A 15891-nucleotide genomic window follows, 5' to 3' on the forward strand; every position below is an offset into this window, starting at 1 on the left:
AATAGAATATGAAATTTGATGAATTAAAACCAGAAGTGATTAGCATTCTGTCAAGTGAAAATGCTGATAGAGATGAAAAACTTAAAAATCTTTGCCAATTTTTATCAGATAATGTTGATTATTATAATTGGGTTGGATTTTACTTTGCCAATCACGAGAACAAAACTTTACATCTTGGACCTTATGTTGGTGCCGAAACAGATCATACTGTAATTCCATTCGGAAAAGGAATATGTGGTCAAGTAGCAGAATCGAATGCCAATTTTGTAGTTCCAGATGTTGCAGCTCAAGATAATTATATTGCTTGTAGCTTTACAGTTAAGTCTGAAATTGTAGTTCCGTTGTTTGTAAACGGAATCAATATTGGACAAATAGACATTGATAGTCATGTGATTAACCCATTTACAGAAAAAGACGAACGTTTTTTAGAATTTGTAAATCAAGAAGTTTCAAAATTATTCTAATCTATACTTTTTTATTTGCCTAATCAAAAAAGAAGATTATCTTTGCACACGAATTAGGAAAATCCTTTTTCATACATAATAATCATTTAATATAATATTGGAATGTATTTAAGTAAAGAAACAAAAGCTGAAATCTTCGCTAAACACGGAGGAAAAGCTGAAAACACTGGATCTGCTGAAGGGCAAATCGCATTGTTCACATTTAGAATCTCTCACTTAACTGAGCACTTGAAAAAAAATCGTCACGATTACAACACTGAGCGTTCGTTAGTTCTTTTAGTAGGTAAAAGAAGAAGTCTTCTTGACTACTTGAAGAAAAAAGATATCAACAGATATCGTGAGATTATTAAAGAATTAGGTATTAGAAAATAATACATATCTTAAAGAGGTGCTTGCGCGCCTCTTTTTGTTTTATAAATTATAAGAATATAAATAAGAAAAGTTTCGGTTTTTCATTGGGTTACAGACAACTACTACACAACAACTACAACACAACTAACCTAATAGTTTAAACGAATTAAATTTTATGATTCCAAAAGTAACCCAAGAAACAATCGATTTAGGTGATGGAAGATCTATCACAATCGAAACAGGTAAATTAGCAAAACAAGCCGATGGTTCGGTTGTTGTAAGATGTGGCGACTGTATGCTTTTAGCTACAGCTGTATCAGCAAGAACTTCAAACCCAGCAGTTGACTTTTTACCTCTTACGGTAGATTACCGTGAAAAATTTGCAGCAGCTGGACGTTTTCCAGGTGGTTTTTTCAAAAGAGAAGCACGTCCAAGTGACAATGAAGTATTAACAATGCGTCTTGTTGACCGTGTTTTACGTCCGCTTTTCCCAGACGATTATCATGCTGAAACTCAGGTGATGATTCAATTAATGTCTCATGATGACAATGTTATGCCAGATGCATTAGCAGGTTTAGCAGCATCAGCAGCATTAGCAGTTTCAGACATTCCTTTTTACAATTTAATTTCTGAAGTACGTGTTGCACGTGTTGACGGAAAATTTGTAATCAATCCAAGTAGAACTCAATTAGAATTATCTGACATCGACATGATGATTGGTGCTTCTTTAGATTCTGTTGCGATGGTTGAAGGAGAAATGAAAGAAATCTCTGAAGCAGAAATGGTTGAAGCAATTAAATTTGCTCACGAAGCTATCAAAGTTCAAATTCACGCTCAATTGCGTTTACAAGAAGCATTTGGCAAAAAAGAAACTCGTACTTACGAAGGTGAAAAAGAAAATGAAGAAATCTACAAAAAAGTAAAAGCTGCAGCATATGATAAAATCTATGCTATCGCAAAAGTAGGCTCGGCTAAACACGAAAGAAGTGCTGCATTCGCTGAAGTAAAAGAAGAAGTAAAAGCTTTATTTACAGAAGAAGAATTAGCTGCTGACGGAGATTTAGTATCTAAATATTTCTATAAAACTAATAAAGAAGCGGTTCGTAACGTAATTCTTGAATTAGGAATTCGTCTTGACGGAAGAAAAACTACAGAAATCAGACCAATTTGGTGTGAAACTGATTATTTACCTTCTGTTCACGGTTCATCATTATTTACACGTGGAGAAACTCAAGCTTTGGCAACAGTTACTTTAGGAACATCTAGAGAAGCTAACCAAATTGATTCACCATCAGAACAAGGAGAAGAAAAATTCTATTTACATTATAATTTCCCACCATTTTCAACTGGAGAAGCTAAACCTTTAAGAGGAACTTCAAGAAGAGAAGTTGGTCACGGAAACTTAGCACAACGTGCTTTAAAAAACATGATTCCTGCAGATTGTCCTTATACAATTAGAATTGTATCTGAAGTTTTAGAATCTAACGGTTCGTCTTCTATGGCTACAGTTTGTGCTGGAACAATGGCTTTGATGGACGCTGGAGTTCAAATGGTAAAACCAGTTTCTGGAATTGCTATGGGATTAATTACAGATGGTCAAAATTTTGCAGTTCTTTCTGATATTTTAGGTGATGAAGATCACTTAGGAGATATGGACTTTAAAGTAACTGGAACAAAAGATGGAATCACTGCTTGTCAAATGGATATCAAAATTGAAGGATTGAGATACGACATTATGGAACAAGCGTTAGGTCAAGCACGTGATGGACGTATGCATATTTTAGGAAAAATCACTGAAACTATTGCTACACCAAGAGCTGATGTTAAAAAACACGCTCCAAAAATCATCACAAGAACAATTCCTGGAAACTTTATTGGTGCTTTAATTGGACCTGGTGGAAAAGTAATTCAAGAATTACAAAAAGTTACTGGTTGTACAATCGTTATCAACGAAGTTGACGAACAAGGTGTTGTTGAAATCCTTGGAACAGATCCAGATGGAATTGCAGCAGTTTTAGCTAAAATTGACTCAATTATCTTCAAACCAGCAATGGGTGAAGCTTATGAAGTGAAAGTAATTAAAATGTTAGATTTTGGTGCTGTTGTAGAATACACTGCTGCTCCAGGAAATGAAGTTTTATTACACGTATCTGAATTAGCTTGGGAAAGAACTGAAAATGTTTCTGACGTAGTTAATATGGGCGATGTGTTTATGGTGAAGTATTTAGGTGTTGACCCAAAAACTAGAAAAGAAAAAGTTTCTAGAAAAGCACTTTTACCAAGACCTCCAAGAGAAGAGAAAAAAGACGAAGCTCCGAAAGCATAATCTTTAAAATTTTAATACTTTAAAACCTTGAAAAACTAATTTTCAAGGTTTTTTTATTTTTACACGCAACCTTTTCCTTTTTTTCGCATCTATAAAATAAAGAAAAAAATATGAAAATCTTTACAAGACTTACAGTTGCGATTCTAATAGTACTGTTTTCAAGTTGTGAAAATGAACCTGTAGAAATTCTAAAAGACACACTTCGCAAAGAAGATGAACTATTTAAACTAATTAGAAATGTTGTTACAATTGGTGACAATCCTATAGAAAACAACATATGTGTTGATTTTATATATCCAATGGTTGTGATAAAATATGATCAATATATTAATCCTATTCAGACCATAACATTGTATAACGACAATCAGTTTGAACAACTTTTGAGTCAATTAAATCAAAATCAATCTATAAGTATAAGTTATCCTATTGAAACGACTCTACCTGATGGAACAAGTATAAGTATTAATAATGATGAAGAATTAAAACAATCATTATTATCATGTGAAGATCAAAATTTAATTAGTTATTGTTCAGGAATGTTGAAAAACCCTGTAACATGTATCTATGAAATACCATACATAGAAGAAGAATTAAATAATGATTATGCAGGTGCGGTTATATTTGTAAATGAAAATTTTACCATAACATTATTTCATTTAAACAATAATTATGTTGGCACATGGAATGTATTAAAAGTAAATAACATACTTCATGTTAATATTAATCTTGCTGGCACTTCTGCTGTTGCACAATATTGGAATCATAATTATCGAATTGCAGATATAAATGAAGATTATCTTACTTTATCTACCTCAACACAAACCAGAAAACTAAAACTAAAATGTTCTAATTTATTAGATTATGAAATAGGTGATGTAGGACCAGCAGGAGGAATAATTGCTTATGATAAAGGAGAATTTACTAATGGTTGGCGCTATATTGAAGTTGCACCTAATGATTTAACTGGGCAAGAAGAATGGGGTTGCATTAATTCTGAAATTGTAAATGCTCAATTTGATCTTGTTGGAGCTGGACATCAAAACACCATAGCGATTGCAAATCGACATAAAAACTTAATTAATTATTTCACAAACCCAAGTGTGTGTAGCGCTTTTAATAATGGGACAGTTTGTGCCATTTCCTCTTTAAATGAAATTATTGCTAATAAAAGAAATTGGTTCATGCCTTCATTAGAAGAGCTCCAGTTACTTTACACTAATTTACACTTAAATGGAATTGGTAATTTTTCTACTGGTTACTATTGGAGTTCCTCTGAAGGAAGTTTATCTGAATCAAAAGCTGTAAATTTTAATACAGGTGGATCTTTTCTATTAAGTAAAAATGCACCAAATATAAATACCAGATTAATTAGAATATTTTAATTTTATCTATTAATCATTTAAAATTAAGTTCAACTTAGAACCAATGTTAAAATATCAATTTAAAAATAATCAGAATCACATTAAAACGAGTCCTTTCAACTTCAATATTTTAACCGGAATTGAATTCAATATTTTCAATAATAAATAGTTATTTGATTTAGTTTGCAAACCCCAATTCATTTAGTTGACTTGGGGTTTTATTTTTTTATTCCATTTATTAGGCAACCTTAATATTTTTTATATACTAAAGATTATAAACTTAAAAACTATAATCATGAAAAACTTAAAAACTTCACTTTTATTTCTATGCATTACTTTATTGTCAATTTCATGTTCAAATGACAATGTTGAAGAAGTGACTACGCCTCAATCAAATCAAAATTTGATGACCTTAAACAAAAAAATTACTTTCCAAACGTATTCGCAAAACCCAACATATAACACAAAAAGAATTACATATTATTCAAACAATGTTGTTATTGGAGACACAATATTTAATAATTTAAATCAATGGACTTCTCGATATATAAAAATCACAAATGGTAATATTGAAACAACACAACAATTAGACACGAGCGGCCAAATCATAACACAACAAGAAATAACATTTGACAATCAGGGAAGAATAATAAGTAGAAGAACTAACTTTCCACAGAATGTTATAACTGTGTCTTTTGAATACAACACAGACAATACAATAACAGTAAAAGCAACTAATACTATGGATGCGACTGTATCAATAGTTGCAACATTCTACAAAAATAGTGATGGGTTAATCTATAAAAAAATAAGCCCTAATGGCATAGGTGTTCCAGGTACAACAGAGGAAACTTTACAATTTGATGGTTTAAAACCAACCTCATTTACTATTGCTTCACAATCTTCAGTTATAAATTTTGATTACTATTCAAATCCAATGCCACTTAATTTATTAAAAACAACCAATCAATTAAATAACTCCGTTTTAAGTGCACTAACACTTACAGTTTTAGCAACAAATGGTAATTTCTATTACAAAAGAAATAATTTTTCAAATTCAAGTGGCACAACTACTTATCAAACAGATTTTAATATAAATAATTACATTGAGTATTACAAATCAACAAGTCTAAGCAACACAAATAACAACTCATCAATTATTGAGTCCTTTTATTATTACAATTAATTTAATTTCAAAGGCAACCTTTTGAAATTTTATATACTAATTGGCAGATATTTTAAACGGAAAAAACGCATACATTGATGCAACTATCTGAGAAATAATCTAAATATAAAAACTATGAAAAATTTATTATTAATCACCGCTTGTTTTTTTTCACTATTTTGTTACTCTCAAAAAATAATTAAAAAAATCACTAATACTCCAAATTCTACAATCGTAGATGTCTACAAATTTAGAAACGGTAATTCCGGAAATGTTATAGGTCCTAAAGGTTTTAATGAAAATTTATCTGATGGTGGTGCTTTTTCATTTTACACTCCAAATAACAACTTGTATTTTCAATACACACTTAATTGTAATCAAGTGGAATGTAATTTACCAATAAGTGATGAACAAATTTGTAATGGTGTTTTTAAAAATGTGGTTGCTACAAATTTCACAAATTCAAATTATTATGCATTTGACAATAATAATGTTCAACATTTTTTTGACATACCTACAAAAATATTAGAAACAGAAAGAGATGAAATAAATGACGGGAATAACAACATTGACTTATTACACACTCAGTTTGAAATACCTAAGAAAATGAATGATAATAGTTTTGTTCCAATTAACACTTGGGTTGTTTTATTTATCGGAAATGCAGTTGATTTAGATCTTGTAATTGGAAATAACGGAGTAGAAAGTTATATTTTTTCTGGAAAAAAAATTGTATTAAAATTTGATGGAAAAGATTGGATTGAACAAAACCATGATTGGCTAAACAACTTTATCGAACCTATAACTTCTGAATGTGGTGAATTAATAATCGAACATAATATAAATTTTTCAAATTTTGACATTTATCCAAATCCAACAAGTGATTTAGTTTGCATTAAAAGCAATATTTCTAACAACACAAAATATGAATATATAATACTAGATATGAATGGAAAAACAGTTCAAGTTGGAAATGCCAAATTAGAAGAATATATAAACATTGAAAAATTAATTATGGGCAATTACATTATTCAAATAATAAAAGATGGCAATTTACTTGAGAGTAAAAAAATAATTAAAAAATAAAAACATCTGCCAACAGCAGTTTGCAAAACGTTAGTATGAAAAAAATAATACACCTCATTTTTTACAGTTTTTGTTTGTTTGTAACATTCAGCTGCTCCGACTTAGACGACAATGAGGTTGTCGACTTAACGAGAGAAACCATAAAAAAAGATTCGGAGTTGTTCGGTCTATTAGAGTCAGTAGTCAATCGCGGTGACGATCCAATTGAAAATACGGTTTGTATTGACTTCGTTTATCCGTTTAAAGTGTTTATTTATGATGCTAATTTGCTTCCACTAGGAGAAGTGATTTTATTTGGAGATACTCAGTTTAGTACTTTTTTAGGACAGCTTCCAGCCACTCAATCGATAAGCATTAGTTATCCTTTACAAACTACTTTGCCAGACGGAACTGTTTTTACCGTAAACAACAATACCGAGTTAAAAGTAGCTTTAGATTCTTGTTCGCGTGACGACATTATAAGTTATTGCAACGGATTATTTGGAAATCCAGTAGGAACATGTGTTTGGGAAGTGCCCTACATTGCTGGTATGAATAACGATTTTGCTGGCGCTGTTTTTACTGCAGATGTAACAGGAACGATCACCCTTTATCATTTGAATACAACCTATAACGGAACTTGGGTTTTCTTATACTTGAATGACGAATTGCATTTAAACATTAACTTATCAGGAACTTCAGCTACTGTTCAAAATTGGAATTATAATTTTAAAGTCACTACTTTTACTGACGATTTGTTTGAACTTCAAACACCAACTATTACAAGAAGACTCGTTAAGGAATGTTCCGACATGACGTTGTATACTCTCGGACAAACAGGACCAGCCGGAGGAATCGTCGCTTATGACAAAGGAATATTTTCTAACGGATGGCGTTATATTGAAGTGGCACCATCAGATGCCGTTATTGAAGAATGGGGTTGTGTGACTGCACAAATTACAAATGCAAATTACGATCAGATAGGAACGGGCTTTCAAAACTCGGTAGCTATAACTAATTATCACAATAATTTGACAAACTATTTTCTTAATCCTAGCGTGTGTAGTAACTTAAATAACGGAAGTGTTACTTCAAAAACAGCTTTAAATCAAACCATTGGACTAAAGAAAGATTGGTGTATACCGTCAATTAACGAATTGCAGTTGATTTATGATAATTTATACTATGTTGGACTTGGGAATTTAAGTAATGAAAAGTATTGGAGCTCGTCTGAACAAAGTGCATCAAAAGCAAAAGTAATAGATTTCAATACAGGACAAATTAGTAACATAGACAAAAATTCGGTACTAATAAAAACACGATTTATCCGTTTTTTTTAAAACTCAATACATTTGAATTTAGACGAAATCATACAAGGTTGTATCAAAAATAGTTTAGCGCATCAAAAAGCGCTTTACACTCTCTATGAAAAGAACTTGTTCAATTTAAGTCTTAAATATTGCTCCAACAGTCAAGAAGCCGAAGATAATTTACACGATGCTTTTATAGAAATTTTTGCCAATATAAAAAAATACAAAGGCAACGGTTCTTTTGAAGGTTGGATGAAAAAGATTGCTATTAATAAAGCAATTTCTAAATTCAAATCGTCTTTGCTTAACAAACCATTGGACTCACTTATTTATCCAGTTTTTGATGAAGATATTGAAATCGATACTGAAGGTTTATCATTGGATTTTTTGTTGCAAATAATACAAGAACTGCCTAGTCAGTATCGTCTGGTTTTTAATTTATATGAATTAGACGATTATTCACATAAAGAAATTGCTGAATCACTTTCAATTACAGTAGGAACATCCAAATCTAATCTTCACAAAGCCAAAATAATTTTAAAAAATAAAATAATAGAATCCCAAGCCAAAAAGTATAAAAATGGAATCTAAAAAAAACATAGGAAAATTGTTTAGAGAAAATCTTGAGCAATTAGATTACTCACCATCCCCTGAGGTTTGGGAGCAAATTGAATTGGATTTAGATAAAAAAGAAAGAAAAAGAAGAATTGTACCTTTTTGGTTTTCCTATGTTGGAATTTTTTCTGCTGGAATCTTGTTTTCGTGGTTGATTTTCAACAATTCGTTTGACGAAAATAACTTTTTTAATTTAAAAGAAAATTCAGTTAAAACAAAAGAAAAAAAGAATGGTAATCAAAATTCAACTAACATTGAAAGCAGCAACAATAAAACTAATTCAAATGATTCAGTATTCAATACTGAAAACAATTCTAGTATAATAAATAAAGAAAAAATAGTTTCCAATGATAAAATAGTTGAATCTAAAGCTATTGTAAAAACCAATTCAAAAGTTGATTCTAGCAATAAGAAGGCTACTAAAAATAAAATTGCAAATTTCTCAAGTAAAAATAAATCTAAAAGAAATAAATCATATTCAAAAACAAAGAAACTTTATAACTATAAAGAGAAGGTTGCATCAACAAATGAGTCAAATTTAAGAGAAAATAACGATTTTATATCTGAAACAAATTCAAAAGAAACATTTAACAATAGTTTTTCAAAAAAAGAATTTGCAGACATTGAAAACAAAAAAAGTGGTGAAGAAATTAAATTCAAAACAATTGCTAAAGACAGTCTAAATAAGAAAAAAACAATTAAAGAAATAACCAAGAACGATTCGTTAACAAAAGAGATTATAAAAGATAAAACGTTTACTGTTTTCGTATATGGTTCTCCAACAATACCTGTTTTTTCTAACAACAAATCAAGTCTTGACAATCGATTAAACTCAAATTCAAAAAAAGCAGAAATTACATTTAGTTATGGAGCTTATTTATGTTTTTACGGAACTGAAAATCTAAGTTTGAGAATTGGAATTGGAAAAAATAATTTGAAATATACTACACAAAATATTTCTGTAAACACTTTTAATTATTCAAACATTGATTATACAAACGGCTTTTCTAATGCAATTATTTATAGCCAATCGAATAATTCAGAATACATGAATGTTATTCAAGATATTTCATACATTGAGATTCCGCTTGAAGCAAAATATAAGTTTTTAAATAGTAAAATTGGGATAAATGCTATTTTTGGGATCAATTATAGTCTCCTTGACAAAAATGAAGTTTCTATTAAAACAGAAAAAGGTTTTAGCACATTAATTGGCAAAACATCAAATCTATTAAGTCAAACTTTTGGCGCAAATATTGGTTTAGGTTTTGATTATAAACTTTCTAAAAAAATTAAATTAAATATTGAACCAATGCTTAAATATCAACTAAGAAACAATCAGGAGGGAACCAAAAATAATTCTTTCAACTTCAATATTTTAACCGGAATTGAATTCAATATTTTCGATAATAAATAGTCATTTGATTTAGTTTGCAAACCCCAATTCATTTAGTTGACTTGGGGTTTTTAATTTATTAAAATTTATAGCTAAACTGCAAAGACAAGCTGCTTTTACCAAAATCATTATCAATCCTTTTCGAAAACCAATTATAAGGCGTAAAATTATAAATAACTTGAATTCCAATTCTGTTTGATGTAATAGAAACTCCTTGAGCGGCATACAAACAGCTCAAAGCTTTGGTATTTGTATCGATGCGATATGTTAGATTTCCGTTTTCATCGTTATAATATCCACTTTCGTTCTCAGGATTTTCCTTGTCTTCAAAAGAAAAAAAACTAGCTCCAAAGGTAGAACTCCACTCTATCGTTGCGCTTTTTTGAAAAATAGTAAAACCATATAGTTTATTCATTCTAAAAGCTACCATAACACTAATACCTTTTGGCTTGACATTAAAAACAGAATCTTTACCACGATAGACAAAGCTGTTTTTTATGGTTGGTACCACTATATTAAAACCCAAATCTAATAAATCGTTGTGTTCAATTCTTGTTCTATACCAAAAACCGTATTGCTGAGAGACATCAATTTTTGATTGTAAATTTCCTAAAGGTATCATAATCCCAGTTTCAAATTTATATCGCTCATATTTTGTGGTATCTTTTACAAACTCTTGGGCGTTAGCGTTAATACAAATAAAAATTAAAATGATATTTATTATTGTTCTCATAACTTACCAATTTAAAAAAGGCATCGACCTTTTACTATTTATATTCCACAAACCAATTTGCAATCCTTTTTGCTTCTTGGTTTTATTTATAACACCAAGTTGAACTCCATAAAAATTTTCAGTTTTATTAAATACTCCAATTTGCAATCCGTTATTAATTTCAGAATAATTACTAAAAGACACGAATAATCCGTTTGATTTTTTTGAATAATTTAGAAGAAAACTTCCATGAATACCATTCATGTTTGTTGCATAATTATAAAATCCATTCAATGAAATTCCATTACAAGAATGACTTGCACTAAACAAAGACAACTGTAAACCATTATATACAATATCTTCATTTTGATTAGAATGGCCAGAACTGAGACTAATACCGTTAATTGTTGCTGTTGACGACTCAGAAAAACCTCTTCTCGATGGATCATCAAACATAAGTATAAAGATAGATAACGGATTAATTTCGATGTTTAATCCATTAATTTGGCTTAAAGTATTTTCGTCACCCATATTAATACCTAACCCAATAGCTATTCCGTTAACCCTTATATCCTTATTACTTCTGGGAGTTAAACTAAAAACCGTTGAACTAATAGAATCATTTTGTGAAAAAACTGATAACGAAACCAGAAATAGAAAAATCAAAAATCTTTTCTTCATAATAATAGTTTTAAAATTATAGTTCAAAATTATTGCGATTAATACAAGTGTATTGGCGATATTTAATAAATAAAATTTATATATTTGTGATTATCGCAAATTATGACGAATCAAGAACAACTTTTAAAAGAAATTAGAAAGCAACTTTCAAGTTCAGCTTCCTTAAATGATGAAATTTCTGCTATTCTAAATAGCAGTTATGATGCCGCTCACCGAAGAGTTTCGGGCAAGAGTAAATTTTCTATTGATGAAACATTGCTGTTGGCAAATCATTTCAACATTTCGTTAGATAAATTGTTTTTGAAAAACGATAAAGTAATTGTTGAAAAAACAATAGAAATAACTTCGTTAAAAGACATGCTTTCGTATTTTAAAAAATCGGCTGAGCGTATTGAACAATTGGCTACTAATGAAAAAGCAACTTTATATTATTCTGCTAAGGATATTCCGCTTTTTTATTTTATGGAAGGAACTATAATGTCAAAATTTAAAGCCTACGTTTGGTTGACGTTGTTAAATCCGAATCAATCTAACGTATCTTTTGAGAATTTTGTTATTGACGAATCGTTTATGGAACATACTCAAAAGTTAAAAAAAATATATGAAAAAGTTACTGTAAAAGAAGTTTGGAACGACACAACAATCAATAGTAGTTTGCAGCAAATATTATATTTTTACGAATCTGGCTTGCTGAATTTTAAAACTGCAACAGCATTGTATTTAGATTTAAAACGGATTTTGAATTTGATAAAAGACAAATCAAACAAATCTAATTCGAATTATTCTATATACTACAATGAGTTGATTTTGCTCAACAACAATATGTTAATTGAAACTGAAGAAAAGCTTACGATGTTTATTCCTTATACATTGTTAGGTTATTTTATTACTGACAACAAAGAAAGTTGTAAAAATGTGCATCAGTTTTTTAATCAGCAAATTCTAAATTCTAAAGCATTGAACCAATCTGGAATTAAGGAACAAAATTTGTTTTTTAATCGTGCCAACCGAAAAATTGATTATTACATCGAGCAATTAAACAATCAGGTTGATTTACTTTTTTAAAAATTATTAATGATTTTGTAACTTTTTTGTAACTCATTACGTATAACTACCTGAACACTTTAAAGTAAAGGAGAAAAATATACATGAGACAACTTAAAATCACCAAGCAGGTAACTAATCGTGAAACTGCTTCTTTAGACAAATACTTACAAGAAATTGGTAAAGTTGATTTGATTACTGCTGACGAAGAAGTTGAGTTAGCACAACGTATCAAAGCAGGTGACCAACGTGCTTTAGAAAAATTGACTAAAGCTAACTTACGTTTTGTGGTTTCTGTTGCAAAACAATATCAAAATCAAGGACTTACTCTTCCTGATTTAATTAATGAAGGAAATCTTGGTTTGATTAAAGCTGCACAACGTTTTGATGAAACTCGTGGTTTCAAATTCATTTCTTATGCGGTTTGGTGGATTCGTCAATCGATTCTTCAAGCGCTTGCAGAACAATCTCGTATCGTTCGTTTGCCATTAAATAAAATTGGTTCTATCAATAAAATCAACAAAATGTATGCTTTATTAGAGCAATCTAATGAAAGACCACCTTCTGCTGAAGAAATTGCAAAAGAACTTGATATGACAGTAAATGATGTAAAAGAGTCAATGAAAAACTCTGGTCGTCACTTATCAATGGATGCACCTCTTGTTGAAGGAGAAGATTCTAACCTTTATGACGTTTTACGTTCTGGTGAATCTCCAAATCCTGATAGAGAATTAATTCACGAATCATTACGTACAGAAATTGAGCGTTCGTTAGAAACTTTAACTCCAAGAGAAGCAGACGTAGTTCGTTTGTATTTTGGATTAGGCGATCAACATCCAATGACATTAGAAGAAATTGGAGAAACTTTTGACTTAACTCGTGAGCGTGTTCGTCAAATTAAAGAAAAAGCAATCCGTAGATTAAAACATACATCAAGAAGTAAAATCTTGAAAACATATTTAGGTTAATCCTATAAACGCAACAACAGTTTCAAAACTGTTCGTTTTTTGATTGATGATTGAAACTCCGGCTGATTACCGGAGTTTTGTTTTTATACAAACTTCAACATTCAAAATTCCAAGTTGAATATTCAACATTCAAAATATTTTTAATTATTGTATCTTTGCAAAACAACAATAAGGTTGAATATTCAATGTTGAACAACGAATTTTGAAATCTTAAAACACAACACAAACTACAAAATGAAGAACACACTTATTGCACCATCAGTTCTTGCTGCTGATTTTGCCAACTTACAACGCGACATCGAAATGATTAATAATAGTGAAGCCGATTGGTTTCATATTGATATTATGGATGGTGTTTTTGTTCCGAATATTTCTTTTGGAATGCCGGTTTTAGAAGCTATTTCTAAACATGCTAAAAAAACAATCGATGTTCACTTAATGATTGTCGATCCTGATAGATACATCAAAACTTTCGCTGATTTAGGTTCGAATATACTTACTGTTCATTATGAAGCTTGCACGCATTTACACAGAACATTACAAGCTATAAAAGCTGAAGGAATGAAAGCTGGAGTTGCTCTAAATCCTCATACCAATGTTAGTTTATTGGAAGATGTGATTAAAGATATTGACATGGTTTGCATCATGAGTGTTAATCCTGGTTTTGGCGGACAATCATTCATTGAAAACACCTATAAAAAAGTAAAACAATTAAAAGAAATCATCACTAGAAACAACGCGTCAACCATTATCGAAATTGATGGTGGCGTAACTAGTAAAAACGCAGCTCAATTAGTTGAAGCTGGCGCAGATGTTTTGGTTGCAGGAAATTTTGTTTTCAAGGCTGAAAACCCTACTGAGACAATTTCTGAATTAAAGAAAATGACTTCAAGATAAATTATAAATGCTCCAATTGGAGCATTTTTTTTTAGTATTGGTCTATTAAATACTTTATTAAATCGGTTGTGGTTACAATTCCTACCAAAAGTTCATCAAGAACCACTGGCAAAGCATGAAACTCTCTTTTAGATAATATTTCAGCTACTTCTTTGATTGTTGTATCAGGCGAAACTTTTACTAAATTTCTTGCCATAACTTGCTCCACAGAAAACATATTGTAAACGGTTACATCAACTTCTGTTTCGTCATCATCTATGGCATCCGCGAAGGAGATACGCAATAAATCGGTGTAGCTTAACATTCCAACAATATGATTTCCGCTAACAACAGGAATATGTCTGATATGATGTTTCTTGAATAAACTTTCTGCTTTGGTTAATTCATCTGTTAGATTTAACTTTATTACATTTGATGTCATTATAGTTGACACTGGTACATTTTTTTTCATGACATTTAACTTTAAAATAATTGATTAAAGTTACTACTTGATACAAAATATAAACATGACAAAAATCAGATAGTTGATAAAAGATTATTAAGTTTGCACAACATCAAATTTCATGAGTTACACCTTATTATCTTCACCCTTACAAGGATTTACCGACTTTCGTTTTAGAAATGCCCAAAACAAGTATTTTGGCGGAATTGACACTTTCTATTCACCATACATTCGTTTGAACGGAAAACTAGTTATTAAGTCATCTTATGAGCGTGATTTACTTCCTGAAAACAATAATACGCTAGAATGCATTCCGCAAGTGATAACTAACGATGCTGACGAATTTCTATTTGTTGCAAAATATGTTCAGGAATTAGGTTACAAAGAATTAAATTGGAATTTAGGTTGTCCTTATCCGATGGTAACGAAATGTGGAATGGGTTCTGGATTGATAAAAGAATCCGAAAAAATAGATGCAATACTTAATAGAGTTCATTCCGAATCGGATATTATTGTTTCTATGAAAATGCGATTGGGTTATGATACTACAGATGAAATTCTAGATGTTTTACCAATTCTTGATAAATATCCAATTAAAAATATTGCCATTCACGCTCGCATTGGAAAACAACTTTACAAAGGTGGCGTTCATCTTGATGCTTTTCAAAAATGTATTGACAACACCAAACACAAATTGTATTACAATGGCGATATTACTTCGGTAGCAAAGTTTAGAGAAATGCAAGAACTGTTTCCTACCATTGACCATTGGATGATTGGAAGAGGATTGATTTCGGATCCTTTTTTGCCAAGAATGATTAAAGAAAACACCTTAGATTATCCAAAAAACAAAATGGAATTGTTTAGTGATTTTCATGAAACACTTTATCAAGGTTATAGCGAATCGTTATCTGGCGCAACTCATATTTTATTGAAAATGCACCATTTATGGGAATACTTTTCTACAACTTTTGACAATCCTCATAAGGTTGAAAAAAATATTAGGAAAGCAAAAAGCATTCGAAATTTTGAAGAAACAGTAAAAGCTGTTTTTAAAAATGGTTGATTTTGAAGGTAATAGTTTTTTGGGTTTC

At 30.4% G+C, this 15891-nt stretch carries 16 protein-coding genes; 13 read left to right on the plus strand and 3 right to left on the minus strand.

The window, feature by feature from the left end:
* Positions 1-8: 8 nt before the first annotated feature.
* The 9 genes from ACIQ06_RS04930 (at position 9) to ACIQ06_RS04970 (ending at position 10074) form a co-directional block, all read left to right on the plus strand.
* A complete protein-coding gene (locus ACIQ06_RS04930) occupies positions 9-464 on the plus strand; it encodes a GAF domain-containing protein (RefSeq protein WP_396144154.1) in 456 nt (151 codons plus the stop codon).
* Positions 465-566: 102 nt separating this feature from the next.
* Positions 567-836, plus strand: a complete 270-nt coding sequence (rpsO, locus tag ACIQ06_RS04935; protein ID WP_133533524.1) for a 30S ribosomal protein S15 — start codon at positions 567-569, stop codon at positions 834-836.
* A gap of 154 nt (positions 837-990) precedes the next feature.
* A complete protein-coding gene (locus tag ACIQ06_RS04940; protein WP_396144155.1) occupies positions 991-3141 on the plus strand; it encodes a polyribonucleotide nucleotidyltransferase in 2151 nt (716 codons plus the stop codon).
* A gap of 110 nt (positions 3142-3251) precedes the next feature.
* Positions 3252-4523: a hypothetical protein gene (locus ACIQ06_RS04945; protein WP_396144156.1), complete on the plus strand. Its 1272-nt coding sequence runs from the start codon at positions 3252-3254 to the stop codon at positions 4521-4523.
* 274 nt (positions 4524-4797) lie between these two features.
* A complete protein-coding gene (locus ACIQ06_RS04950; RefSeq protein WP_396144157.1) occupies positions 4798-5688 on the plus strand; it encodes a hypothetical protein in 891 nt (296 codons plus the stop codon).
* Positions 5689-5802: 114 nt separating this feature from the next.
* Entirely contained in the window at positions 5803-6753 is a 951-nt protein-coding gene (locus ACIQ06_RS04955) for a T9SS type A sorting domain-containing protein (protein ID WP_396144158.1), read from the plus strand.
* A gap of 35 nt (positions 6754-6788) precedes the next feature.
* Positions 6789-8072: a hypothetical protein gene (locus ACIQ06_RS04960; protein ID WP_396144160.1), complete on the plus strand. Its 1284-nt coding sequence runs from the start codon at positions 6789-6791 to the stop codon at positions 8070-8072.
* A 12-nt stretch (positions 8073-8084) separates the two neighbouring features.
* Positions 8085-8633, plus strand: coding sequence for an RNA polymerase sigma factor (locus tag ACIQ06_RS04965; protein ID WP_396144162.1), 549 nt, complete (start codon positions 8085-8087; stop codon positions 8631-8633).
* A complete protein-coding gene (locus ACIQ06_RS04970) occupies positions 8623-10074 on the plus strand; it encodes a hypothetical protein (protein WP_396144163.1) in 1452 nt (483 codons plus the stop codon). The genes ACIQ06_RS04965 and ACIQ06_RS04970 overlap by 11 nt, the downstream gene beginning before the upstream one ends.
* Positions 10075-10132: 58 nt before the next feature.
* Here ACIQ06_RS04970 and ACIQ06_RS04975 read toward each other — a convergent pair whose 3' ends face one another.
* Both ACIQ06_RS04975 and ACIQ06_RS04980 read right to left on the minus strand, forming a co-directional pair.
* On the minus strand, positions 10133-10786 hold the full coding sequence (locus ACIQ06_RS04975) for a hypothetical protein (RefSeq protein WP_396144166.1): 654 nt from the start codon (positions 10784-10786) through the stop codon (positions 10133-10135).
* 3 nt (positions 10787-10789) lie between these two features.
* Positions 10790-11446, minus strand: a complete 657-nt coding sequence (locus tag ACIQ06_RS04980; protein WP_396144168.1) for an LA_2272 family surface repeat-containing protein — start codon at positions 11444-11446, stop codon at positions 10790-10792.
* Positions 11447-11548: 102 nt separating this feature from the next.
* On the opposite strand from ACIQ06_RS04980, the gene ACIQ06_RS04985 reads away from it, so the two are divergent.
* From ACIQ06_RS04985 to rpe, 3 genes are all read left to right on the plus strand, one after another.
* A complete protein-coding gene (locus ACIQ06_RS04985) occupies positions 11549-12511 on the plus strand; it encodes a hypothetical protein (RefSeq protein WP_396144170.1) in 963 nt (320 codons plus the stop codon).
* Positions 12512-12594: 83 nt separating this feature from the next.
* A complete protein-coding gene (locus tag ACIQ06_RS04990; protein WP_007804760.1) occupies positions 12595-13458 on the plus strand; it encodes an RNA polymerase sigma factor RpoD/SigA in 864 nt (287 codons plus the stop codon).
* Positions 13459-13692: 234 nt separating this feature from the next.
* Positions 13693-14355, plus strand: coding sequence for a ribulose-phosphate 3-epimerase (gene rpe / locus ACIQ06_RS04995; protein WP_396144171.1), 663 nt, complete (start codon positions 13693-13695; stop codon positions 14353-14355).
* Between the two features lie 31 nt (positions 14356-14386).
* Here the strand turns inward: rpe and ACIQ06_RS05000 are convergent, their stop codons facing one another.
* Complete coding sequence (locus ACIQ06_RS05000; RefSeq protein ID WP_396144172.1) at positions 14387-14806, minus strand: CBS domain-containing protein; 420 nt, start codon at positions 14804-14806, stop codon at positions 14387-14389.
* A 112-nt stretch (positions 14807-14918) separates the two neighbouring features.
* On the opposite strand from ACIQ06_RS05000, the gene ACIQ06_RS05005 reads away from it, so the two are divergent.
* The gene (locus tag ACIQ06_RS05005) at positions 14919-15863 is read left to right on the plus strand and encodes a tRNA dihydrouridine synthase (RefSeq protein ID WP_396144173.1); all 945 of its coding nucleotides are present in this window, start codon (positions 14919-14921) and stop codon (positions 15861-15863) included.
* Positions 15864-15891: the final 28 nt, after the last annotated feature.

The sequence above is a fragment of the Flavobacterium sp. genome (genome assembly GCF_044341265.1).
In the GTDB taxonomy this organism is placed as follows: Bacteria; Bacteroidota; Bacteroidia; order Flavobacteriales; family Flavobacteriaceae; genus Flavobacterium.

Bases quoted from the DNA above. Each gene is read 5' to 3' on its own strand.
- ACIQ06_RS04930 (WP_396144154.1), top strand. From the start codon at position 9: ATGAAATTTGATGAATTAAAACCAGAAGTGATTAGCATTCTGTCAAGT.
- rpsO (WP_133533524.1), top strand. From the start codon at position 567: ATGTATTTAAGTAAAGAAACAAAAGCTGAAATCTTCGCTAAACACGGA.
- ACIQ06_RS04940 (WP_396144155.1), top strand. From the start codon at position 991: ATGATTCCAAAAGTAACCCAAGAAACAATCGATTTAGGTGATGGAAGA.
- ACIQ06_RS04945 (WP_396144156.1), top strand. From the start codon at position 3,252: ATGAAAATCTTTACAAGACTTACAGTTGCGATTCTAATAGTACTGTTT.
- ACIQ06_RS04950 (WP_396144157.1), top strand. From the start codon at position 4,798: ATGAAAAACTTAAAAACTTCACTTTTATTTCTATGCATTACTTTATTG.
- ACIQ06_RS04955 (WP_396144158.1), top strand. From the start codon at position 5,803: ATGAAAAATTTATTATTAATCACCGCTTGTTTTTTTTCACTATTTTGT.
- ACIQ06_RS04960 (WP_396144160.1), top strand. From the start codon at position 6,789: ATGAAAAAAATAATACACCTCATTTTTTACAGTTTTTGTTTGTTTGTA.
- ACIQ06_RS04970 (WP_396144163.1), top strand. From the start codon at position 8,623: ATGGAATCTAAAAAAAACATAGGAAAATTGTTTAGAGAAAATCTTGAG.
- ACIQ06_RS04975 (WP_396144166.1), bottom strand. From the start codon at position 10,786: ATGAGAACAATAATAAATATCATTTTAATTTTTATTTGTATTAACGCT.
- ACIQ06_RS04980 (WP_396144168.1), bottom strand. From the start codon at position 11,446: ATGAAGAAAAGATTTTTGATTTTTCTATTTCTGGTTTCGTTATCAGTT.
- ACIQ06_RS04985 (WP_396144170.1), top strand. From the start codon at position 11,549: ATGACGAATCAAGAACAACTTTTAAAAGAAATTAGAAAGCAACTTTCA.
- ACIQ06_RS04990 (WP_007804760.1), top strand. From the start codon at position 12,595: ATGAGACAACTTAAAATCACCAAGCAGGTAACTAATCGTGAAACTGCT.
- rpe (WP_396144171.1), top strand. From the start codon at position 13,693: ATGAAGAACACACTTATTGCACCATCAGTTCTTGCTGCTGATTTTGCC.
- ACIQ06_RS05000 (WP_396144172.1), bottom strand. From the start codon at position 14,806: ATGAAAAAAAATGTACCAGTGTCAACTATAATGACATCAAATGTAATA.
- ACIQ06_RS05005 (WP_396144173.1), top strand. From the start codon at position 14,919: ATGAGTTACACCTTATTATCTTCACCCTTACAAGGATTTACCGACTTT.